Here is a 23733-nt window from a genome sequence, read left to right on the forward strand (position 1 = left end):
TCAGCTCTCCATTCCATCTAGTAGCGCTGCCATCTTTTCGAGCTGTGCGCTCTCGTTCTCTTCCGCACCTCCCCTGCTTTCCTGAATGGGCTCACCCATAGAGGCCAATGTAGCGTGTTCGAAATAGCTGCGGAGAGGGAGACGTATATCGAAATGTTCTTCTACTCTAGCTTGCACCTTTAGTGCCAACAGCGAGTGCCCCCCTAGCTCGAAGAAGTTGTCGTGACGCCCTACCCGCTTGACACTCAGCACCTCGCTCCAAATCGCCGCCAGCGTCTCTTCAATCTCACCTTGGGGTGGCTCGTATTGCGAGCTGCTGGAGAAGTCGGGCTCGGGCAATGCCTTGCGATCCACCTTGCCGTTGGGCGTTAGTGGCAAGGCATCAAGCATCACCACCATACTTGGCACCATATAGTCGGGCACTACCTGTCCCAGGCGTTCGCGTAGCTCGGCAGTATCGATCAACTCATGTGGCTGGGCGACGGCATAAGCCACCAACCTGGCTCCTCCCGGCCCTTCCTGGGCCACCACTACCGCTTCTCGTATAACATCGAATTCCACCAACCGAGACTCTATCTCTCCCAACTCAATACGCTGGCCCCGTATTTTGACCTGCTGATCGGTGCGTCCGATGTATTCAAGCACCCCATCAGTGCGATAGCGGGCCAGATCGCCTGTCCGGTAGAGCCTTTCCCCGGGCACATCGGCAAACGGGTTGGGCACGAAGCGCTCCGCCGTCAGCTTCGGCTGGTTCAGGTAGCCCCGCCCAACACCGACACCGGCGACATATAGTTCGCCACTCACCCCCGTTGGTAGTGGGTTCAGTTGGTTGTCGAGAACGATTAGCTGGGTGTTATCGGCCGGTTTGCCTATCGGTAATACGGCTGAGTGCTCATCATTGCCACTACGCAGCAAGTGCAGGGATACGTCATCGGCACATTCAGCAGGGCCGTACGCATTGACCAATGGGATCGCTGGATAGCGCGCAAACCATTGGCGCACTAGCTCGGAGGTGGAGGCTTCACCTGTGGGCAGCAGCCAGCGCAGTGCTGGCAGGTCGACTGAGACAGTGTTCAACATTCCCTGGATCAGTGCGGGCACGCTTTGCAGCACCGTGACGCCGTTGTCGCGCACATAAGGAAGCAACGCACTGGGGTCGCGTGCAATCTCATCAGGCACAATCTCGATGCAAGCACCACACAACAGCCCCGCCAGCGTTTGCCAGACGGAGATATCGAAACTCAGCGCTGCGGTCTGAGCAATAACATCGCTGGCCGACAGATCCAGGTAGGGAACCTTGCTCAACTGGTTGTTGAGCATGCCACGGTGACTGACCACTACACCCTTGGGTTCACCGGTTGAGCCGGAAGTATAGATAATGTAGGCGGCCTGATCAGGGTGAGCCGTTACAGCGGCATCCCCCTCTAGTCCTTCCGCCGTGACGAGATCCTCGAACACGAGCATCCGCGGCGGGTTGGGCATGGATTCAAGCACAGTTTCGAGGCGCGGTGTTTGCTCAGCAGTGGCAACCAGAACCGATGCTTGGCTTGACGCCAGCATATCGGCGATACGTTGATCAGGAAGTCGGGTATCCAGCGCTAGATACGCACCGCCAGCCTTGAACGTACCCAGAATCATGCTTGGCAACGCTAGGCCGCGCTCGGCATGCAGAGCTACGACATTATCCTTCTTCACCCCTGCTTGCCGCAGTGCTTGGGCAATGCGATTGGAGGTGTCCTCTAGCTGATCATAAGCGAGTGTGTCTCCCTGATGGCGAACGGCAACTTGGCGTGGATGCTGTCGTACCTGCTCACGGAACAGGTCGATATAACCTCGCTCAAAGGGATAAGCAACCGACTGCCCTCTACATTGCGCCCGCTGTGTCTCCATCTCATTAACAGGCAATACGTCCAATTCATGATAGGGAGCATCAGGCCTGTCAATAATGTGCAAGAGAATTTGACGGAAGCCCGAGAGCAGCCTCTCGACCTCGGAATCGTCAAACTTTCGGGCGTCGTAGGAGAGCTGCAGCATCAATTGCTCGCCAGGCACCACCACTACGGTCAAGGGGTAATTGGTGTGGGTGCGGTTGCCCTTGATAGACACATGAAGATCATGGATTTTCTCCGTTATGCTGGCATCTATCGGCGCATTTTCGAATACAAAGAGGCTATCAAAGAGACTGCGTCCTTGTGACTGCTCTCCCAACGATTGAATTTCGACTAACGGTAGATGCTCGTATTGGCGCATCTCCAGGTTTTTCGCCAATAGCGCATGCAGCCAATCAAGGACAGATGTTTGCGGCGAAGGGGCTAACACACGCAGGGGAATCGTGTTGATAAACAGCCCCATCGTCTCCTGTATGCCCTCCAGTTCTAGCGGGCGCCCAGCCACTGTCACGCCGAATAGGATGTCATCCACCTGGGAAAGCCGCCCTAACAGCAGTGCCCATGCCCCTTGTACGATCGTATTGACAGTCAATTGATGCTGTCGGGCAACGTTCTGTAGCTCTGCACTCTCATCGTGGGAGAGCGAGGAGAATACATCAGCCACCGTGGCAACACTGTCGTGCGAACCGTGCGGCTTAAGATAAGGAATCGGCGTTACCTCATCGAAACCTTCAAGCTCATGTTGCCAATAGTTGCGTAGCACATTGGCATCCTGCTGCTGCAACCAAGCGATAAAATCACGATACGGCCTTGGTTGCGTCAACTCTTGATTCGTCCTGAGACGATAGGCATCGTAATCGTAGTAGTGGAAAAAATCGCTGAGCAACAGGGAGCGGCACCAGGCATCCATCAGAATATGGTGGAAACTCTGTACGACGTAGAACAGGTTCTCCGCCAGTTGAATAAGGCGTACCTTTAGCAATGATGGCCGTTCCAGGTCGAAGCCATCATCAAGCTCCTGACGCAATAACACCGCCAAGCGCCGATCAGCCTCATCCTCGTCAATACCGCGCCAATCGATATATTCCACGGGTGAAGGAATTTGCCGATACACCACCTGCAACTGTATCTCTTCGGTTTGCCATACGAACCCTGTACGTAGAACCTCATACCGTTCGCCGACTCGCTGCCAGGCTTTCTCGAAAGCATTGACGTCGATAGGCGAAGCAAACCGGTAGCGATCCTGCATCATGTACATACCAGCACCTGGATTGAGCAGGGTATGCAATAGCAGCCCTTGCTGCATCGGCGCCAACGGGTAGATGTCCTCAACATTGGCGACATCCAATCGCAAGCCGTCAAGCTGCCCTTGACTCAGCCCCGCCAGCGGGAAGTCCGAAGGTGTTGCGCCACGAACGCCACTAGCACAGTGCTCAATCAATGCCTCTAGTTGCGCTTGGAAGCTTACTTGCAAGGCATGTATCGCTGCCTCGCTGTGAATCTCACGACTGTAACTCCAGTCGAAGCGCAGTTGGCCATCTTGAACCCAGGCCACCACCTCAATCCAGGTACGGCGCTTGCTTTGCGGCGCGCGAGCCTGCCCTGCATTCTCTTTAGCGAGCCGCCAGGCCCCATCGCCCTGTAGGGAGCGATCCAACTGGCCTAGATAATTGAAGGTGACCTGGGGGTAGGCACCACCGACCAGCGCGGGCTCTTCTTTCAAATAGCGCAGTACGCCGTAGCCGAGCCCCTTATCGGGCACTTGGCGAAGCTGCTCCTTGATCGCTTTTAGGCTCGAACCAGGTTCCCCGTTATCTGACGTCAGGCGAACCGGGTAGAGCGAGGTGAACCAACCTACGCTGCGACTGAGATCGACACCGTCGAACAGGTCTTCGCGACCATGGCCTTCCAGTTCGATTAGTACACTGTCTCGCTCCGCCCATTGGCACAGGGCGCTCGAAAGTGCAGTGAGGAGCAGGTCATCCACCTGGGTGCGGTAGGCTTTATGCACCGGCCCCAGCAGTTGCGTGGTCGCTTCGGTAGGCAAGCTGCCAACGAGCGATGCGGTATCAGCGACGGTGTTGCTGCCACGGGGATTATGTGCCGGTAGGCTAGGCTCTGGCTCTTTGACGATGCTTTCCCAATAAGGGCGTTGCTCAGCCAACGCCTCCGATGTGGCGTAGTCGGCCAGGCCGCGAACCCACTCATCTAGCGAGGTGGTTGCCGGTGGTAGGTCGATTGTCTTGCCTGCACTTAACTGCGTGTAGGCCGCTTGCAGGTCGTCGAGGATCACGCGCCACGAGACGCCGTCTACCACCAAGTGGTGAGCCACTAGCAGCAATCGCCCGCCGCGCTCGCCTCCCAGTGCCATCCAGATAGCACGGAACGGTCGCGCCAAACTCAGACTGCGTTGCGCAGCATCGGCAGCCTGGGTGATGGCCTGCGCCGGATCCGCATGATCGCTTAAATCCACGTGCTCGAAGAGATCGTCGGCTAGCTTGCCATAGGCTTGTTGCCAGCTATCGCCAACGCGCTCAAAGCGTAGTCGCAAGGCACCATGGTGATCTTCCACTCCCTCAATGGCACGCCGTAGCAGTGTGGTATCTACACCACTGACCGCTTCCAGCATCAACGACTGATTCCAGTGGTGTGGCTCGGCAAAGTTCTGCTCGAAGAACCAGCGCTGTACCGGTAGCAGCGCAAAGGAAGCAGCCTTATTGGGCGCAGCCGCTTGTTTAGGGGCGGTAGCAGCTAGAGGCGTGGCCATCGCCGCCACTGCGGCAATGGTCTGCCCTTCCATCAACTGCTTGGGCGTTACCTTGTAGCCACGCTTGCGCGAGCGCGCGACGATCTGCAAGCTGAGGATGGAGTCACCACCCAGCTCGAAGAAGTTGTCGTTGCGCCCCACCTGCTCGCAGCCGATCACGTCAGCCCAGACCGCTGCCAACGTCTCTTCTGCTTCTCCCTGGGGCGCTTCAAAGGTTTTACCACTACCGGCTTGCACTGGCTCGGGCAGCGCCTTGCGATCCAGCTTGCCATTGGCGGTTAGTGGCAGAGCCTCCAGCCGTACCAGGGCGCTGGGAACCATATAGTCCGGCACGCGCTCGCCAAGCTGCGCGAGTAACACAGCATCTTCAACGTCGCTCCCGGCTGCCATCACCACATAAGCGTACAGTTGCGCGCGTCCTTCCTCATTTTCCCGAGCGACCACTTCGGCCTCCGAGACCCCTGGCTGGTCGCGCAACAGGGCAGCGACCTCGCTCGGCTCCACCCGATAGCCGCGAATCTTGACCTGATCATCTACACGTCCAAGGAACTCCAGGCTACCGTCGGCCAGTTGGCGCACAAGGTCACCGCTGCGATAGAGCCGCTCCCCCGTTTGGAAGGGGCTGGCAACAAAACGTTCCGCCGTTTGCCCCAACCGCTGCAGATAGCCTTGAGCCAGTCCTGGGCCACCCAAGTAGAGTTCGCCGGCAACGCCCTTCGGCACCGGGTTAAGCCAGGGGTCGAGCACATAGGCCCGAGCATTGGCCAGCGGTGTACCGATCGGCAGCGTGCTGGCAGCTCGATCGGCCATGTCGGCTTGCTGGGTGAGAATACCTACCGTGGTTTCCGTAGGGCCGTAGTGATTAAGCACCCGGCAGGTTGGCTTGAGTTCGGCGATACGTTCCAGTAGCGCCCAGTCGGTCGCTTCGCCGCCCAGAATCAGGCGCTCGTGCGGAAGCACGTCAGCCGGGGTTGCCGCACTCAGCAGTGCTCGCAGGTGGCTGGGCACAATCTTGAGTACATCCACCTGCTGTTCACGCATATAAGCCGCAAAGGCATCCGGGTCGAAGGCACATTCCGGTGAAATTAGATGCAAGGCGCGGCCGGTGCACAAGGCACCAAACAGTACGGTATGCCCTAGATCCGCCGCCACCGTCGAGACCATCGCCATGCTGCGGGCTCCCTCTGGTAGCGCCAACGCTTCCAGAACGCCCTGTACGTAATTGGCCAGCGCACCGTGACTAACCGCCACCCCCTTAGGCTTGCCCGTGGAGCCAGAGGTATAGATCACATAGGCGGTCTGCTGGGGATGAATGACCGGCAGTTCGTGCTCTACGGCAGCCGGAATATCGTCGATAAACGACAGCTCCATTACCGGAACGTCATCACTCCAGCCGCAAGGCGTACTGCTCAGTAGTAAGCGAGCGCCACTATCAGCCAATTGATAGGCCAAGCGCTCCGGTGGCAGTTGTGGATCAAGCGGCACGAAGACCCCGCCTGCTTTAAGTACAGCGAGGATACCGAGTACGTATTCACACGAGCGCTCGGCGTGAATGGCAACGCGTACTTCAGGGCCGACGCCTTCTGCCATTAATTCTGCCGCTAACCGTTGGGCCTGAGCATCCAAACTGGCATAGGTATAACGGTGTTGCCTATCCTCTACGGCTAACTCATCAGCATTAGCTTCCACCATCTTCGACAGCAGGGTGGGTATAGCCTGAGTGAGAATCTCGCTTTGGTTTCCTTCCAACACGGAGATAGGCTCAGGTAGCGACTGCATCGCTATGTGAGACCGCGGATCAACGACGACCTGCTCGGCCAGGAACCGGAATGCCTGACAGAAGCGCTCGATCGTGGTGGCATCGAATAGCTCTGCGGAGTAAGCGAATAGACCTGCTATTCCCTCGGGCTCATCGCAAAAATCGAGACTCAGGTCGAAGTGAGCAATGCCCGTGAATACCTGCTCGGCTTGAATGGCCAGGCCAGCCACGTGACGCTCCGCCTGCCACATTTCCTGCTGAGTACACTTCACCTGAAATATTGGATGTACCCCCGGTTGCCGTTCGAGCTGTAGCGCCTCCACCACTTGATCGAAGGGGACATCCTGATGCAGCTGGGCATCGATCAGGGTAGCGTTCACCTCATCTAACAAACGTTCGAAATTTCCAGTGGGATCAATCTGAGTGCGCAACACAACGACATTGATAAGGTACCCAATTAAGCCCTGAAGCTCGGCTTTATGCCGATTGGCAATCGGCGCCCCTACCTTGATATCTGTCTCACCGCTAAAGCGATACAACGTCTGCTTCAATAGCGCCAAGATCACGGCGTAGAGTGAAACGTTTCTTTCACGGGCTAGGCTACGTAGCTGCTCGCTCAACTCACCGGGAAGCGTAAAGCGCAGTTGGCCTTCGCTCGGTGCGGACAGCGCTTGGCGTGGACGATCCAAGGGCAACGCTAGCGGGGGATGATCCCCGGAGAGGCGTTCACACCAGTGAGTAAGTTGGCCCTGCCGCTCACTACTATGTCTCTCACTGCTATGCTGCTGACGCTGCTGCCAAACCGCATAATCTGCGAACTGTACTGGCAGTGGTGCAAGCTTGACTTCTTGCTGTGTGCACGCACCCTCATAAAGTGCGCATAGATCATCGATGAGCACCTGTACTGACCATCCATCGCCAGCAATGTGGTGCTGCACGACAGCTAACACATGGTGCTCCGTGGACAAGCGGTAGAGGGCGATGTTTAAAGGAGGCGCCTGATCCAGGTCAAAAGGCTTCCGGGCCAGTTTAATGAGTGCGTCATGCAGTGCCTGCTCCTGTTCATCCACGGTATCACCGGGCATCTCGTTACAAATCAACTCAGGATGCCAATCCTGCGCTAGCCGCTGAACAGGTTCTCCCGCCTCACTCAAGGGGTAGTAAGTACGTAAAATATCATGTCGTTGTACGAGGGCTTCCAGCGCTGCATTGAGCGCTGTTGGTTCCAACACCCCCTTGAGATGCAGTGCCCCTGCCATATTGTAACCAGCGCTCTGGGGATCGAGTTGCCACGTCAGCCATAGGCTGCGCTGCCCTTCTGACAGCGGTATATCGCCTTGACGCTGATCATCTTCAAGACGGGGGATGGCCATCCCTCGTTGATCCGATGATACCGCCAAACGTGCTTCGATCGCTTTAGCCATGGCAGACAAGCGCGGTTGTTCGAACAGCGAGTGCAGCGATAGCTCGACGCCCCAGTGATCACTGATGGCGGCGGCTAGGCGCACCGCCGCCAGAGAATTACCCCCGCTGGCGAAGAAGTGGGCATTGTTTCCCAGTGGCGCCTCCTTGTTGTCTCCCAGCACTTGGCGCCAGAGCGTCGCTAGCGTCTGCTCTGTTTCGCTCCCAGCTTCCGCAGTAGATTGTGATGACTCGCCACCACTAGCGTCCCCATCGTCGCTGCCGCTGACAAAATGCCCAAAGGCGTAAATGGCGTAGGCATCCAGGCTGCCCGCTTCCCAGCCTTGGCGGCAGGCGCTGCGCTGTAGCTTGCCGCTGGAGGTTTTGGGAAGGCCACCTGGGTTAAGCAGTAACACTACCGAAAGCGGCTCGTGGCAAGCGCTCCCCACCGTCTCGCTTAGCGCTTCGACCAACTTCTCGGCGGGAACTAGTTTCTGTATGCCGCGGGAGACCTCTGCCGCGACACCAATCCCCTCGGCGCCTTCGGGGGTGGTCACTGCAAAAGCCGCCACGCGCCCTTTGCGCACTGCTTCCACCTCGGCTTCGATAGCGCTTTCGATATCCTGGGGGTAGACGTTATGGCCGCGCAGAATGATCAGGTCTTTGATACGCCCAGCAATATACAGCTGCCCTTCGTGCAGAAAGCCTAGATCGCCGGTGCGCAGCCAGCGATCATCGCGAGCATCGTGGTTCTGTCCATCAGTATCATCGGTGCGCTGCCAACTGACCCCATCGCGGGTGACAAAGGCTTTCGCTGTAGCTTCTGGGTTCTGCCAATACCCGTGCGCCACGCTGGGCCCGTTGACCCAGATCTCGCCGACTTCACCACTGGGCAGCGAGTGAAGCCCCTCAGGATCGACAATATCGATAGCGTGACCGGGTTCCGGCGTGCCGCAGCCCACCAGGGTGTTGCCTTCAACCGCTGAGGCAGCCTTTCCCTCGGCCAGCAACTGTTGAGAAAAAGCCGTGCCCACCACGCCCGTACCGCGCTGATTACAGCTAACCAGCAGCGTGGCTTCAGCTAAGCCATAACAGGGGGCTGCGGTATCAGCGGCAAAGCCCGCTGGGCGGAAGCGTTCAATAAAGCCAGTGAGGGTATCGTGGCGTACCGGCTCGGCGCCTGAGAACGCGACCCGCCAGCTAGATAAGTCGAGCGCCTCAAGCTGCTCGTCGCGGATACGCTCAAGACAAAGCCGATAGGCAAAATCGGGGCCACCGCTAATGGTGCCCCGGTGGCGGGAGATCGCTTCCAGCCAGCGTACCGGCCGCTGTAAAAAGAAGGTGGGGCTCATCAATACCGCAGGGATACCGCGATAGATGGGCTGCAGCAGGCCACCGATCAGCCCCATGTCGTGGTAAAGCGGCAGCCAACTGACGAAAACATCGTCGGCACCAATCGAGAAGCCCGTCTCGATAGCACGCTCGTTCGCCATTAGGTTGCCATGGCTGACCATAACGCCTTTGGGCGTGGCCGTGGAGCCTGAGGTGTACTGTAAAAAGGCGATATCACTACGCTTTGGGTGATGCTCTACCCAGTGTTCAGCGCGGCTCTCATCTACAGCATCTACGGGGATCAGTTCGGCGCTGCCGAAGCCTTCACTTGCCGATGCGACCACATCGATAATCGTTGTAGAGGTGAGCACACAAACAGCCTGGGAGTCGGCGGCAATGGCGAGCAGACGTGCCAGGTGCTGCTGTTTGGCCGACTCTGGAGGGAAGACCGGCACGGCAATCACCCCGGCATACAGGCAGGCGAAGAACGCCACCACGTAGTGCTCATCGTTATCCAGCAGGATCAAGGCACGCTCACCAGCCGGGAACCGCTGCTGGAGCTCGCTGGCCAGGGCGCGGGAGCGCCGCTCCAGGGTAGCGTAGTCAAGGGTGGTCTCACCTTGCGCGTTCACTACAATCAACGCCCTGTCGCTGGGCCTTTCCCGGGCCAGGCGACTTAAATGCTCAACGAAGCTGAGGTTAACAACGTTATGGGACGGGTGGCTGTTCATTGTCTGGGCGTGCCTAATATTCATATGCGTACCTGCTGAAGCTCCTGGCCGTGAGATGAGGCGTTATGTTTAGTCGTTGGAGAGGTTGCCGTGACCTTCCGCCATGGCGACGACGACTTTGCGCGGCCCTTTGAACGGCGTGCGTGCATGGGCGACCAGCATGTTGTCGAGCATCAACACATCGCCCGCTTGCCAGGGGAACATCACCGTTTCGTCGGCCAGTACGCCGCGGATCTCATCGAAGATGGCATCGTCGATGGGGCTGCCATCGGCAAAGAAAACGTTGCGTGGCATGTCTTCGGGGTCGAGCAGCTCTTCCAGCGATTCACGCACTTCTGGCTGCAGGTTGGAGACATGGAAAAGATGGCCTTGGTTGAACCACACCTGCTCACCGGTGACAGGGTGAGTCTCTATGCTTTGGCATAACTGGGTGGTACGCAGGTCGCCATCGGGCTTCCATTCACAGCGAATACCCGCGCGCTGGCAGAATGCCTCCACTTCAGCGCGGTCTTCGGTGTTAAACACCTTTTGCCAAGGCATATCGAAATCGCCGTAGTTGCGTACGTAGAGAATGCCGGGGGCAAAGCGCTCGCGGATCTCTGCAGGCATACGGCGGTAAATAGCGCGGCTATCGGCTATCGGCGTCTCTCCCCCTTCGGGGGAAGCGGTGACACAGTGGAACCAGATTTTCATCGGCCACTCGCGGGTGTAAGCCTGCTCATTGTGGAGGGGAATATGTTGATGAGCGGGATACTCGGTCGAGGTATAAATGCCTGACGAAACCGCTGAACGCGGTGTTGAGGCGAACTCATAACTCAGCAGAGGATGACCAAAGGCGGCAGCAAACTGCTGAAAATCGTCCACGGAAGGAACATCGAAGCCTCTTAGCAGCACCCCGCCGACTTTGGCCACTAATGACTCAATATCCCCACGCAACTCGCCAAAGGCTTCCAGCAGCGGCTGCCCTGGATAGGAGGGGGAAATCATAATGGGCAACTCTGAATCAGCAGGCCCCTGACGTTTGGATATGACGTTGGCGTGTTGCGTTGGTGTTGCGCTTTGGCTGTCCATTATTGATCTCCTAAAAAGTCGTTGAATAGCGTTTGCCATGGGCATAGCAGGTACAGTCCGAGTCGACATAGCTTTTGTCGACATAGCCCAGGGCAGCGGCATAGCCACTCGGCGCTGGCAGCGGCCATGCTTGCAAAGGTGATGAAACGGGAAGCGAGTGTTCAAGGTGATAGCTGTTTGGCGGCCCTAAAGAGGAAGTGATCGAGATCGAGAGCGACCGCAAATGATCAGCAATGCCCAGGCCCAGGGCTTTGAGCACCGCCTCTTTAACCACCCAGCGCTCCATAAAGGGCAGCGCGGAGCTGTCGCGTGCGTGGTTGAGCTGCTCACTCGGCGATAGCACCAGCCCTTGCAGCGGTGCCAGTTCGGCCTCGGATCGGCAACGCTCAATATCGACCCCCACTGCGCCACCGGGAGCAAGCGCGATTAGGGCGACATGGCCAGAGTGGGAAACATTGAAAGCAGGCCCATCAGCGTTTTCCAACGCTGGTTTGCCGTAAGCGTTCTGAGTGAACACCAGCTTTTCTGGCGCTATACCGGTGTGCTCGGATAGCAATCGCCGCAGGGCCGCACGAGCCGCCACGGCGCGTACGACATCGGCGTGACGGCGAAGCCGCTGGGCGCGCTGCCACTCGGCTCGACTCAGCAACCGATCATCTTCGTCAGCCACCGGGGCGTTCAGGTCGAGCGATAAACGCCAGACTTCAAGCCCCTCAGGAGCCCCTTCAGCTAACTGCAGGCGCTGCATGGGGCACCTCCTCAAGCCGTCGGGTCAGTGCCCGTTCGATAGTCTCCAGCACTTGTGCTTGCTGCTGGCGAATAAAGAAGTGCCCTCCTTCGAACCAGTTCAACGAGAGCGCCCCGCCCGCTTCTCGCTGCCACGCTTCTAAACGCTCTCTTTCGATATCGTCATCGCGCCCTGCGAGTACCTGTAAGGGATAACCAAGCGGCGACCCGCCGCGATAGCGGAAACTGCGGCAGAGGCGATAGTCCGCTGCCAAAACATCGAGAGTGAGGCGCAGTAGCTCCGGACTTTCGAACACTTCCTCTGGGGTACCGCCCTGCTGGCGTAGATCCGCCATCAGGGCTTTGTCATTATCAAGGCCCGCCAAGCGGTCTGCGTCGCGCATTGAGGGCGCCGCGCTGCCTGAGGCGAACAGCATCCGCGGCTGAGGTCGCCCTACATCGCGCAAGCGAGCTGCCATGCCGTAGGCCAACAACGCCCCCATGCTGTGACCGAACAGGGCAAAGTCGCCGCGCATCCGCGTTGCTTGCTCTTCGCACAGCCGCACGACCTGGGTCTCGAAGTCATCGATGAGCGACTCACCCAGACGCTCACCACGCCCCGGCAGCTCGACGGGATACACCTCGATCCAGGCGGGCAACTGGCGCTTCCAGCGCAGATACATGGTGGCGCTAGCCCCGGCACAGGGCAGGCAGAGCAGTCTTAAACGCTTAACCTGCATCCACCTGCTCCGCCTCACTTTTGGCCTGCGCATCCATCCACTGGCGTAGCGACAATGGCCGCATATCAGTCCAGGTCTTTTCGACGTAGTCGAGGCAGGTTGGCTTATCGCCGAGCACACCGGTATCGGTCCAGCCAGCGGGAATCGCTTTCCATTCTGGCCAGAGGGAGTACTGCTCTTCGTGGTTGACTAATACGCGGAAGACACCATCTTCACGATCAAAACAGCTTGTCATGGGACTAACCTCACCGTTGCCTAAGAAATGAGAAATAAAACGCAATTGCTTCTCATTACTTAATGACGAGTGAGGCGTCAGAAAATTTAATGCTGAGGGGAAGAAAATAGAAAAAAATAAGGAGGGGGGTCGCTAGGGCGTCGGCATAGAATTACCCTTGCCAGGCTAAAAATGGCACCTGTGGGAGGCCGCTTTAGCTCGCGACCATTGGGTTAGCCTGACAATCGAAGGAGGAGATTAAAAAAACAGTGACTTATCCACTGCGCTCATCACCGCTTGGGATCATCCCCGTTAACAGCCATAGCTGTTCGGCTTCATGAAATACCTGGCGGTGCTGAGAAGAAGCCGCTAGCCACGCATGGAGCGCTTCGCGATCAGCATCACTCAACGTCTCTTCATGCTCGCGCATCAGCCAATCTAGCGCTGTTTGCCAAACGGCATCATCGCCGCTTTCGTTATCCATCGTTATTGTCAAACCTCGCTATTGCGGCCTACTTATTACCTGCCTATGGAAGCGTCTGATATTCTTAACGCTATTTGCTGACATTGTAACAAAGCGACAACAAAGAGGGGACGGAACGTGGGCTTACCGACCTGACAACGTCTGGCCTTTTAGCGACTGGCGGCAATGAGTTAGTGCATCGCGAATCATAAAATTAACTAACGTGGTGGAAATACCTAACAAGTGAGCCACTTCCCGCTGCGTATGACTACCCGAACGGTAGAGCTCAAAAGCGCGCCGCGTACGCTCGGGTAGCTCGTCCAACGCGTCCACCACCTGTGCCAAGGCCTGGCGGTCAATCGCGATCACCTCTGGGGAGTGTGACGCGTAAGAGGCGGCCTCGCCCTCCTCTTCTTTTGCAAACAACGTTAACTCAAACGCCGAACGGCGGCAGCGGTCAATGGCGAGGTTGCGCACCACGCGTGACACGTAGGATATGGGCTGCCTCACTTCAAAAAGCGTGGTTGCTTCTGAAATTTTCAGATAAGCATCCTGCACGACATCATCGGCTTGATCAGCATTGCCCAAGACTCTTGCAGCGACACAGCAGAGCCGGGGCCGCTGATTAACGAAGATATCTTCTAACTCAGCGCTCCAGGTCTGGGTATCCACAGCTCGGCCTCCTGCCTTGATTACACCACAAATTAAATGGCAATAATTATTATTTGCGTTAAGGCGCGGTAAGTCAACTGGTGAGAGCTAAATCACTTTTTATAACGATATGCTTGTTGGCGGCACTGCTGCATGAGATGTTTCTCCCCCCTCTCCAGCACTTGTTACTTCATTCATTGCCACCAACACCTCTGCCTTAGGCTGCGAACAACACTCGGCACGCTGACGACTCGTGGCTAGGCATTTCAGCCCCTGAGCATGCTAAACTACTGCTGCTCGTATCGCTGTTTTTTGCTCTGGAGACCCACCGTGACGGATGCCCATCGCCGCAAGCTCCCCATCGGGATTCAGACGTTCACGGATATCCGCGAGGGCAACTATTACTACGTCGATAAAACCCCGCACATTGAGCGCCTAGTTAACCAGAATAAATACTACTTCCTATCGCGGCCACGCCGCTTCGGCAAAAGCCTGTTGCTGGACACCCTGCACTGCCTGTTTGAAGGTCGGCAGGCGCTGTTCGAAGGACTCTATATTCAAGACAAGTGGGACTGGCAACAGCGCTACCCGGTGATTCGGATTAGCTTCGCCGATGGCGTGATGCAGGGCCGTGAAGGCTGGCGCAGATCAAACACAAAGGCTATGCCGATAAACACCGCGCCTATGGCAAACCCATCCACCTGATCGGCGTGGAGTTTTCCAGCGTTGAGCGCCAGATTGTGGCGTTTGAGGTGGAGACCCTAGCTTAGACCTACTGCACTCAATGACACAGCTGCTTGATGTTGGAAGCACGGACGAGTGATACCTGTTCATCACTAGATCAGGCAACCGCCTTATATGCCCCATTTTCCTGTAAGCAAGTAGTCACAGCGCCGTACTCATCAACCGATCCAATGCCATTAAGCTTGCTCAACATTGACATCGGAGTACAGCTGCCCATAACATAAACAGTAACAATTATCATTTAAAGCAGTGCTAAAACAACCTTCCAAAGGAAGAAGTTGGCGTGCTGAGCCGACACTGTAAATATGGACACTTAATATTCGTTATGACGTTTTTTATCCACACAACATAGGCATGATCGTGGAATATCAAAATGATACTTTTTGTCATTATGTACGCCATAAAACCACCTTATTACCGGTCACTTTGCTAATCGGCTTGTTGATAAGCCACGCTTCGATGGCGGGAAATGAAAACAGTGAAGCGCCAATAGCAACATTTGATTTCGCAATCGCGGAGACACTCAATGCAATTGGCCACCCACCGAGATTTTTAGCAGGTTTAAAGGGATACGAAACCTACTCACGTCAAGAGGGCATTATTCCCATGGCGACTAATCTTGGTTCCCGTTTCCTGCCTAACTATGAACTTCTAGCAAGCCGCCCTCCACAGCATATTCTGATTTCACCGCCCGCTCACACCAACTTACTACCAAGGCTTAGTAAAATTGCCGATGTTAGGGAGTATCCGATTTATAAACATACTGATAGTGATGGCGACCATAACGACTGGGAAACAATCGAGGAGTTGACGCGTCAGCTTGGTTCCCTCGTCAATGACGCTGCCGCATCAGAGCAGTATATTGAGCAAACCAACCGTTACTTTGACGATTTAAAAAGCCAGCTTAGTAGCTTCGACGGACCGGTCTTAATGGTGCGCCTCGTAGATGAGCGCCATGCCCGGGTTTATGGCAAAGGAAGCGTTGAAGGCATGGCGCTAAATCGCCTTGGCCTTCAGAACGCTTGGCAGGGCAACCTAGGCCAGTGGGGAATGGCCACCGTTAGCGCAACACCTCTGTTTAGCATCAACGCTAAAATGATATTCCTTGAAAGCCCCTATGACCCTCCTGGAGGGCAGAGTCAACTACTCTCTGATGGCCAGTGGCGGCACTTACCAACCGTGAAAGAAGGCAACTATATTATTATTTCTACCAACTACTGGTCTTGGGGTGGGCTACCTGCCGCATTGCATTTTGCCGATAGTCTGGTCAGCCGTCTTCTTGAAAGCGCCGCACCGCCACTCAGATAGGCGATGCGACACGAGCGATTACTTCCTTCAGTGCTTATGCACTACCAATCGTAGGATACAGTACCCAGCACGGTGCGATCAGCTCCCCAATAACAACGCCCTCCGTTGTTACAGCGTGCAACATATTCGCGATCAAAGAGGTTATTAACATTAAGCTTAGCGCTCCAGTTATTGCCGAAATCGTAACCGATGGCTGCATCGACTAGTGTCTCGCTACCTACCTCAAGCGTGCCATAATCAAGACTCTCCGGTGGATAGGCGTAGGATTTGCCCAAGTAGCGGACACCAAGCCCCGTTTGCAGGCCGTTCAACGCACCTTGACGGAAGGTGTAATTAGCCCAAACAGAAGCCTGGTGACGCGGAATGCCCGTAATTTGCTCGTCTTCTAAGCGCGAACCGGCATCTTCGACAATCCTGGCATCGATATAACTATAGGCAGCAGTAAGGCTCAGACTTTCGTTAATATCGCTCTTAACCTCTACTTCTAAACCCTGGGATTGTGTCTCGCCAATTTGTCGATAGTCGCCGGTGCTGCCGTCGTAGCTAACGTCATCTTGCTTAGTGATGTCATAAGCAGAAACCGTCACTTGGGTATTCCAGCCCTCAGGTTCATACTTCACCCCTAGCTCTACCTGGTCGCCGGTGATGGGTTTGAAATTGTCTTCAGTATTAAGTTGAACCGGTACGAAAGTAGTAGAGTAACTAACGTAGGGAGAGATGCCGTTGTCAAACTGATACATCAATCCGGCTTGCCAACTGAATGCTTCGTCGGAGCGCTGAGTATCGTCATTGGCTGCTGTATAGTCATCGTATTTACTATCCGCCCAGTCATAACGACCGCCCACCAGGGCAATCAAACCGCCTACCTTGCCTTGCCACTGTGCATAGGTTCCAAACAAATCCTGCGTTAGATCACCATCACCAGACAAACTAGAAGTTTGCGGCTCGCTGCTATACTGAGGGTCAAAAATATCAATAATATAGAATTCACCACTGGCGATGTCACTGGCATACTGGCTCTGTAAGAATGAAGTCTTATCGAAGCTGGCGCCAAATAGCATAGTGTTTTCGAGCGCTCCGGTGGTCACGTTGCCGACCACTTGGTTGTCGATGGAGTAGATCCTGGACTCATTGGCCCGGTCAAGATTATAGGCTCCAATGTTAGAACCGTACCCGGCATCGACGAACTGCAACCAAGTTTCCTGTCGATCTACCAGTGATCGCGTGTAACGTCCATTTTGGCGAAACGTCCAATCGTCATCAAAGCGGTGTTCATATTCATAACCCAATGTCCAGAATTCCCGATCAAAACCATCCCAGTCGGGATGCCCTAAGTTGGTGTCAGTACCCAACTTACCGCCTGGATTGTCGAGTAGCGTGCCCGAGGCTGGCAGCCCCAATTGAATCTCGGTGCTGTCCTTTTGATATTGTCCTAGCAGGGTCAGAGTATCGCTATCGCTAAGATCGATAGCCAACGAAGGGGCAAAGTAGATTCGATCATCCTCCATGCTATCGATTTGTGTATCGGCCTCGCGAATCAGGGATACCATTCGCCCACGGACACTGCCCTCTTTATTCAGAGCGCCTGAAACATCAACAGAGAACTGCCTGCGGTCGTGGGTTCCATAGCTAAGATTGACCTCTCCCTGATGTTCATAAGTAGGACGTTTACTGACTAGGTTAACTATTCCACCGGGCACGTTTTCACCGTATAAAATTGAAGTCGGCCCCTTGAGCACCTCAACTCTTTCTAAACCATAAGGTTCGGCCGAAGTGGCGTAGGCATTAGACTGCACGCGCAAACCATCTCGATAGGTACCGTATCCGTAATCGCGCTGGTTCATACCACGGATATAGAAAATATCACCAGCCAAAGCATCACCGCCAGGGTAGTTAGCACTGTTAACACCAGGGACATAATCCAAAATGTTGCCAAGCGTTTGTGCTCCCTGATCCTCAATCTGATTCCTCGTCACCACCGAAATGGAGCGTGGTGTCTCAGATAGTGGGGTATCGGTTTTGGTTGCCGTTAGACTGCGCTCTGCCTGATAGCCCACATCTGGCCCCTGTGCCCCCACTCGCTCTGCGGTTACCGTTAGGCTCTCCAATTCGGAGACCGATTCTTCTTCCTGCGCTGAAGAATAAGCTGGCACCGCAACCAGTGTGGCGACCAACAACCCGCTTTGACAGGACAGCGCGTATTTTCCCTTGAACATACAATCTTACCCCTTTTAGAAGTTTGCAAAACTAAAGGTAAAGCAAATTATTATGATTATCATTTGTATTTTATAGTAAAAACTTGCCCTCCCTCAAGTTCCCTTCGCCAACTCCTGCTATCGAACTATGAGAAAAATCTCTCGAATCAATAAATACCCAGCATTTCTAGCTACTTGCGCGATTCCGAGCAGGTCGTATGTGATTCCTATAGTTCATTTTTTCTTAAACCGGGGGTATTGCAGGGTGCACCAAAAATTTATCTTCAAAATAATGCCTTCACTGCTTCGTGCAAATATCGCTTAGTACTTATTCGTAGCCGCTTTACTATCTGAGATATCAGATCCTCCTCCCCAACAATTGAGAAGTGGTCATGGGGAGTCTCAATTGAGGTTCTCGGAATTCGCTTGAACTGGTTCGCTAACGCCTGTCGCTCTTCCCGACCTTCCTCACTCCCAGAAAATCAGCAATGGGTGGCTTCTGCAGGACTTGCACATGGCTTCTACCTACTAAGCTTAGTAGGCAACCACCTTCTACCTAACACTGCGAACAATACTCGGCGCGCTGACAATTTGTGGCTAGGCATTTCAGCACTGGGGCATGCTAAACTCCTGGCCATAACGTTGTTTTCTATCTGGAGACCCACCGTGACGGATGCCCACCGCCGCAAGCTACCCATCGGGATTCAGACGTTCTCGGATATCCGCGAGGGTGACTATTACTACGTCGATAAAACCCCGCACATTGAGCGCCTAGCTAACCAGAATAAATACTACTTCCTCTCGCGGCCACGCCGCTTCGGCAAAAGCCTGTTGCTGGACACCCTGCGCTGCCTGTTTGAAGGTCGCCAGGCGCTGTTCGAAGGGTTGTATATTCACGACAGGTGGGACTGGCAGCAGCGCTATCCGGTGATTCGGATTAGCTTTGCCGATGGCGTGATGCAGAGCCGTGAAGGGCTGGATGAACGTATCCGTGAGCAGCTGCGCGTCCAACGTGAGCAACTCGGCATTACCCACCACCATAAAACCGATATACCGGGTGAATTTTCCGCCCTCATTCGTGCCGCCCACCAGCAGCGTGGTCAGCGGGTGGTCATTCTGATTGACGAATACGACAAGCCGATTCTGGACAATATCCTGGTACCGGAGCGCGCCCGGGAATTGCGTGAGGGTTTGAAGAACCTTTACAGCGTTATTAAAGACGCCGACCCATACTTGCACTTTGTGTTGCTCACCGGCGTTTCCAAATTCAGTAAGGTCAGCCTTTTCTCAGGATTGAATAACCTCAACGATATCACTCTGGATGCCCCCTTCAGCACGATTTGCGGCTATACCGACGAGGACATTGACACGGTGTTCACCGCTGAGTTGCCCGGCCTTGATCGCGAGGCGATCCGCCAGTGGTATAACGGCTACCGCTGGGGTGGCCGTGAGGTAACGTCCGTCTACAATCCCTTCGACGTGCTGTTGCTGTTTCAGAAACACGAGTTCGGCCCGTACTGGTTTGAGTCTGCCACACCGACGTTTTTGGTGGATATCCTCAAGCAGCGCGGGGTATTTACCCCGTCATTGGATCATTGGGAAACCGAGTACGAACTGCTCAGCCAATTTGATGTGGATCAGATCAGCACCGAAGGCCTGCTGTTTCAAACCGGTTACCTGACCATTCAGCAAGTAGAAGAGCCTCTGCGGGGTTACCGCCAGTACACTCTTGGCTTCCCTAACCGCGAAGTCGAAACCAGCCTCAACCATGCGCTGCTGCCGTCACTGGGGGTCGAGAACGCCCCACGCGAGCGCAGAACGCTGTTTCGCCATTTAAGCCAGCACGATATTGCCGGGTTAGAAGGTCACCTCAAAGCGCTCTACGCTGGACTCCCCCACGATTGGTACCGTAACAATCCGATTGCCCGCTACGAAGGGCATTATGCGAGTGTCTTTTACAGCCATTTTGCGGCCCTGGGGCTGGATGTGACGGTAGAGGATGCCAGCCATCACGGCAAGGTGGACATGAGCGTGGATTTTGGTGGGCATATCTACCTGTTTGAGTTCAAGGTGGTGGAACAACTGCCGGAAGGCAAAGCGCTGGCGCAGATCAAACACAAAGGCTATGCCGATAAGCATCTCGCCTCTGGCAAGCCCATCCATCTAATCGGCGTGGAGTTTTCTAGCGTCCAGCGCCAAATTGTGGGGTTTGAAGTGGAAACTCTGGCTTAGTTATCAAGCTTTCCGCCGCTGTCATCGGTATGTCATGAATGGCTAGTTACATTGAATGGTTTGTTACATTGCATAGATACAGTTTTGACCATTCAATAAGACACGATGCATGCTTAGGGGAAATACAATGCTCGATAGCAGCAATGACCTGCTCGAAACGGTGAAGCAGGCGGCGTACGAGGCGGGTGCGCTGTTACGCGAGGGATATTCGCTCAAGGGTCGGATTGCCTTTGAGCAAAAGGGGGCGTCAGACTTTGTCAGCTACTACGATACAGCCGCCGAGAACATCATTATCGACTGTATCAGCAGCGTTTTTCCCGATATCGCTTTCCTCGGTGAAGAGAGCGGGCTTACACCCACCGATAGCAACTATACCGTGGTCATTGACCCTCTCGATGGCACTAGCAACTTTCTGCATGGGGTGCCTCACTTCTCGGTTTCCATCGCGGTGACTAAAGGTGATGAGCTGATCATTGGTGTTGTTTATCAGCCATTACTTGATGAAATGCTTTGGGCAAGCCTTGGTTCCGGCGTGTTCCTCAACGACACACCACTCAGCACGCCTGAGCCGCGCCCACTGAACGAGATGTTAGTAAGCACCTGCCTGCCCTACCACGCTAAAGGCGACTGCTCGACGGCCCTAAAACAACTCGCTGCCCTAATGCCCCGGGTGGCCGGCATCCGCAGCCCAGGCTCAGCGGCGCTGGAGATCGCCTACACCAGCCTGGGCCGGTTTGATGCGTTTTGGTCTCAAGGCGCTAAGCTCGACTTTTGGGATATCGCCGCCGGTATTGTGATTGCCCGAGAAGCTGGCTACACCGTCACGGATCTCACTGGCGAGCCGAATCCCGCTCAATGGGACAGCCTAATTGCAGCGCACCCTGAGCGGCATAGCCAACTGCTAGCGTGCTTAACTTCCTGCTGATGGTAGCGAGGCAATGTTCGAGCCTTCACGGCTCGGGTCATTCGAGAATTCCAGTCACTTTTACGTCGCATTCATCGCTGCACGGAAGCAGGCGTGAAACCTACCTACACTCAAAACACCCACTTCGCCGCAAAGAGAATCTCGTTGATGAAGGCTCCCGGTCTCCTAACAACTACGTTCATATCAGTTGGCCTGCTAGCCGCTAACACCACCCATGCTCAAGAAGAGAGTGACGCAAAGCGCTGGGATGATGCCCTGGTTAACGCGGCTCAGCAGGTGACGCTGGGGCCGCGTCCGCTGTTCTTGGTTAACGACATGAGCGCGGATAACGATCACGAGCGCGAATTGAAAGCCTCTTTATTGAATTGTGCTGCGGAGCAAACCCAATGGCAGCGCTCTCCCTTGACGATTGGACATCGTGGCGCGCCGTTACAGTTTCCAGAACATACGCTCGAATCTTATATTGCCGGGGCTCAAGGCGGGGCGGGTATTCTTGAGTGCGACGTCGCCTTCACCGCAGATGAGGAGCTCGTCTGCCGTCACTCCCAGTGCGATTTACACTACACCACCAACATCGTCGAGACCGACTTAGCTGAAAAATGCAGCGTGCCTCCCGCTTTTGACGAAGAAAATGGCGAGCTAGTAAATGCAGCCGATATACGCTGCTGTACCAGCGATATTACGTTAGCCGAATTTCGTAGCCTGCAAGGCACCATGGAGGGGGTTAACACTGATGCAGCTACCCTTGAAGAGTACCTTTCAGGCACACCCGAATGGCGCACAGAGCTGTATGCTACCCGCGGTACACTGATGAGCCATGCCGACAGCATTGCGCTGTTTCAGCAGCTTGGCGTGCAGATGACCCCAGAGCTGAAAGCGCCAGAGGTTGAAATGCCGTTTACAGGCGGTTCAGAGCAAGCATTTACGCAGCAGGCGTACGCACAAAAAATGATCGATGAGTACAAAGCGGCAGGCGTTCCTCCCAGCGACGTCTTCCCGCAGTCATTCAATCTAGACGATGTGCTTTACTGGATTGAACATGAGCCTGAGTTTGGCAATCAGGCGGTTTACCTTGATGGCCGCTACAGCGATGAGTCCTTTGATCACACTAACCCCGATACGTGGCAGCCAAGTATGCAGTCGCTGGTGGAGAGCGGTGTTCAGATTATCGCCCCTCCCACCTGGATGCTGCTAGAAACGAATCCCGATTTCGGCAACGATGAACTGGAGAGGCGCTTGCAGCCTTCACTCTATGCCCAACGTGCCCGTGAAGCAGGGCTAACGATGATTGCATGGACCCTGGAACGCTCGGGGCCGTTGAAGGAAGGCGGCCAGTGGTACCACAGCACCACTGACGATGTCATTCAGCGTGATGGCGACAAACTGATTACCTTAGATGCCCTCGTCAATGAGGTTGGCGTTATCGGCGTCTTCAGCGATTGGCCTGCCACGGTTGCCTTCTATGATAACTGTGCCCAGCGGGGTGCCCCCTGACTGGCATAGCCAACTGCTAGCGTTTTAGCTGCCCTGATAAACGATCTAAGTCATCTCTAAGCTCACTGGCTAGCCAATCAGTGGAGGCTAGCTGGCTGAAACTTTCCCCTTGCCTGCGTTCCCCAAGGGCGTTTGCCCTCTCTCACGTAAATCTTTTCATTTTTTTGTTAAAAATGAGAACCATTAGCACTAGAATAGAACTATTGTTATTCACCCCGTCCCCAGGAGTCATTCATGTTCGAGGTCAAAGGCGCCACCTTTGAAATCAATGGTAAGTCGATTCTAAACCCCATTGACCACAGCTTTCATGAGGGCAAGGTTTACGGCCTGATTGGCCATAACGGCTCGGGCAAGTCGACGCTGATCAAGCTCATGGCCCAGCAGCAGCCGGTAAGCCAGGGGGGGATTCACTTTGATCAGCGCCCACTGAGTGACTGGGGGAATCGTGAGTTTGCCCGCCAGGTGGCTTACCTACCCCAGCATTTACCAAGCGCAGAAAGTCTTACCGGGCGCGAGCTAGTCGCCTTTGGCCGCTACCCATGGCACGGGCTGCTGGGCCGCCACACCCAGAAAGACAAAGATGCTATTGATCGCGCTATTGCTCTGACCCACACAGAGGCCTTTGCCGACCGCTTGGTCGACACACTCTCTGGTGGTGAACGTCAAAGGGTGTGGTTGGCGATGCTGCTAGCCCAGGGCAGCCGATTCCTGCTGTTGGATGAGCCCTTAGCGGCGCTTGATATCGCCCATCAAATCGAAGTGCTAGCGCTAATCCGTAAGCTGTGTGACGAGTTAAACCTTGGTGTGATTATCGTGTTGCATGATATCAACATGGCATCACGTTACTGCGACGAGCTAATGGCACTGCACAGCGGTCGCTTGTTGGCCCATGGCAGTCCTGGCGATTTGATGTGCTGTAGTACCTTAGAGGCGATTTATGGATTGCCGATGCAAGTCATGAAACATCCCAACGGAGAGCACAATATTGCTGTTGCACAATGAGACACTGCTTTCACCGTGGCTTGTTAGTGTTGGCCTGTCTTGGCACCCTCACAGCCAATGGAGTAGCTGCTTCAACGAAGGTAGTCACC

General features: G+C 55.1%; 14 protein-coding genes. 6 read left to right on the forward strand and 8 right to left on the reverse strand.

The genetic code is table 11. The features are described from left to right. The 7 genes from HZS80_RS17695 to HZS80_RS17725 form a co-directional block, all read right to left on the reverse strand. Window positions 1-9903 (reverse strand): non-ribosomal peptide synthetase, encoded by a 9903-nt coding sequence (locus HZS80_RS17695; RefSeq protein WP_179916798.1) that lies wholly within the window; start codon window positions 9901-9903, stop codon window positions 1-3. 45 nt (window positions 9904-9948) lie between these two features. Then, window positions 9949-10950 (reverse strand): TauD/TfdA family dioxygenase, encoded by a 1002-nt coding sequence (locus tag HZS80_RS17700; protein WP_179916799.1) that lies wholly within the window; start codon window positions 10948-10950, stop codon window positions 9949-9951. 10 nt (window positions 10951-10960) lie between these two features. Continuing rightward, the gene (locus tag HZS80_RS17705) at window positions 10961-11698 is read right to left on the reverse strand and encodes a 4'-phosphopantetheinyl transferase family protein (RefSeq protein ID WP_179916800.1); all 738 of its coding nucleotides are present in this window, start codon (window positions 11696-11698) and stop codon (window positions 10961-10963) included. Further along, window positions 11676-12416, reverse strand: a complete 741-nt coding sequence (locus HZS80_RS17710) for a thioesterase II family protein (RefSeq protein WP_179916801.1) — start codon at window positions 12414-12416, stop codon at window positions 11676-11678. Before HZS80_RS17710 ends, HZS80_RS17705 begins: the two co-directional genes overlap by 23 nt. Continuing rightward, complete coding sequence (locus tag HZS80_RS17715; protein WP_144810397.1) at window positions 12406-12651, reverse strand: MbtH family protein; 246 nt, start codon at window positions 12649-12651, stop codon at window positions 12406-12408. Before HZS80_RS17715 ends, HZS80_RS17710 begins: the two co-directional genes overlap by 11 nt. Window positions 12652-12904: 253 nt before the next feature. Continuing rightward, window positions 12905-13114, reverse strand: coding sequence for a FecR/PupR family sigma factor regulator (locus HZS80_RS17720; protein ID WP_179916802.1), 210 nt, complete (start codon window positions 13112-13114; stop codon window positions 12905-12907). 123 nt (window positions 13115-13237) lie between these two features. Beyond that, on the reverse strand, window positions 13238-13765 hold the full coding sequence (locus tag HZS80_RS17725; RefSeq protein ID WP_179916803.1) for an RNA polymerase factor sigma-70: 528 nt from the start codon (window positions 13763-13765) through the stop codon (window positions 13238-13240). 309 nt (window positions 13766-14074) lie between these two features. Between HZS80_RS17725 and HZS80_RS17730 the strand changes: the two genes are divergently transcribed. Together HZS80_RS17730 and HZS80_RS17735 are read left to right on the forward strand one after the other, a co-directional pair. Next, window positions 14075-14449, forward strand: a complete 375-nt coding sequence (locus HZS80_RS17730; protein WP_281662234.1) for an AAA family ATPase — start codon at window positions 14075-14077, stop codon at window positions 14447-14449. 399 nt (window positions 14450-14848) lie between these two features. Continuing rightward, on the forward strand, window positions 14849-15796 hold the full coding sequence (locus HZS80_RS17735; protein WP_179916804.1) for an ABC transporter substrate-binding protein: 948 nt from the start codon (window positions 14849-14851) through the stop codon (window positions 15794-15796). Window positions 15797-15837: 41 nt separating this feature from the next. On the opposite strand, the gene HZS80_RS17740 is transcribed toward HZS80_RS17735, so the two are convergent. Then, window positions 15838-18012, reverse strand: a complete 2175-nt coding sequence (locus HZS80_RS17740) for a TonB-dependent siderophore receptor (RefSeq protein ID WP_179916805.1) — start codon at window positions 18010-18012, stop codon at window positions 15838-15840. Between the two features lie 645 nt (window positions 18013-18657). Between HZS80_RS17740 and HZS80_RS17745 the strand changes: the two genes are divergently transcribed. The 4 genes from HZS80_RS17745 (at window position 18658) to HZS80_RS17760 (ending at window position 23644) form a co-directional block, all read left to right on the forward strand. Next, window positions 18658-20223 carry an ATP-binding protein gene (locus HZS80_RS17745; RefSeq protein WP_179916806.1) on the forward strand — a complete coding sequence of 522 codons (1566 nt, stop codon included), beginning with the start codon at window positions 18658-18660 and terminating at the stop codon, window positions 20221-20223. Between the two features lie 127 nt (window positions 20224-20350). After that, window positions 20351-21148 (forward strand): inositol monophosphatase family protein, encoded by a 798-nt coding sequence (locus HZS80_RS17750; protein ID WP_179916807.1) that lies wholly within the window; start codon window positions 20351-20353, stop codon window positions 21146-21148. Between the two features lie 147 nt (window positions 21149-21295). Further along, on the forward strand, window positions 21296-22642 hold the full coding sequence (locus tag HZS80_RS17755; RefSeq protein ID WP_179916817.1) for a glycerophosphodiester phosphodiesterase family protein: 1347 nt from the start codon (window positions 21296-21298) through the stop codon (window positions 22640-22642). A 234-nt stretch (window positions 22643-22876) separates the two neighbouring features. Then, the gene (locus tag HZS80_RS17760) at window positions 22877-23644 is read left to right on the forward strand and encodes an ATP-binding cassette domain-containing protein (protein ID WP_035564217.1); all 768 of its coding nucleotides are present in this window, start codon (window positions 22877-22879) and stop codon (window positions 23642-23644) included. The last annotated feature ends 89 nt before the right edge of the window (window positions 23645-23733 follow it).

Origin of the sequence: Vreelandella glaciei, assembly GCF_013415125.1 — a bacterium.
GTDB lineage: Bacteria > Pseudomonadota > Gammaproteobacteria > Pseudomonadales > Halomonadaceae > Vreelandella > Vreelandella glaciei.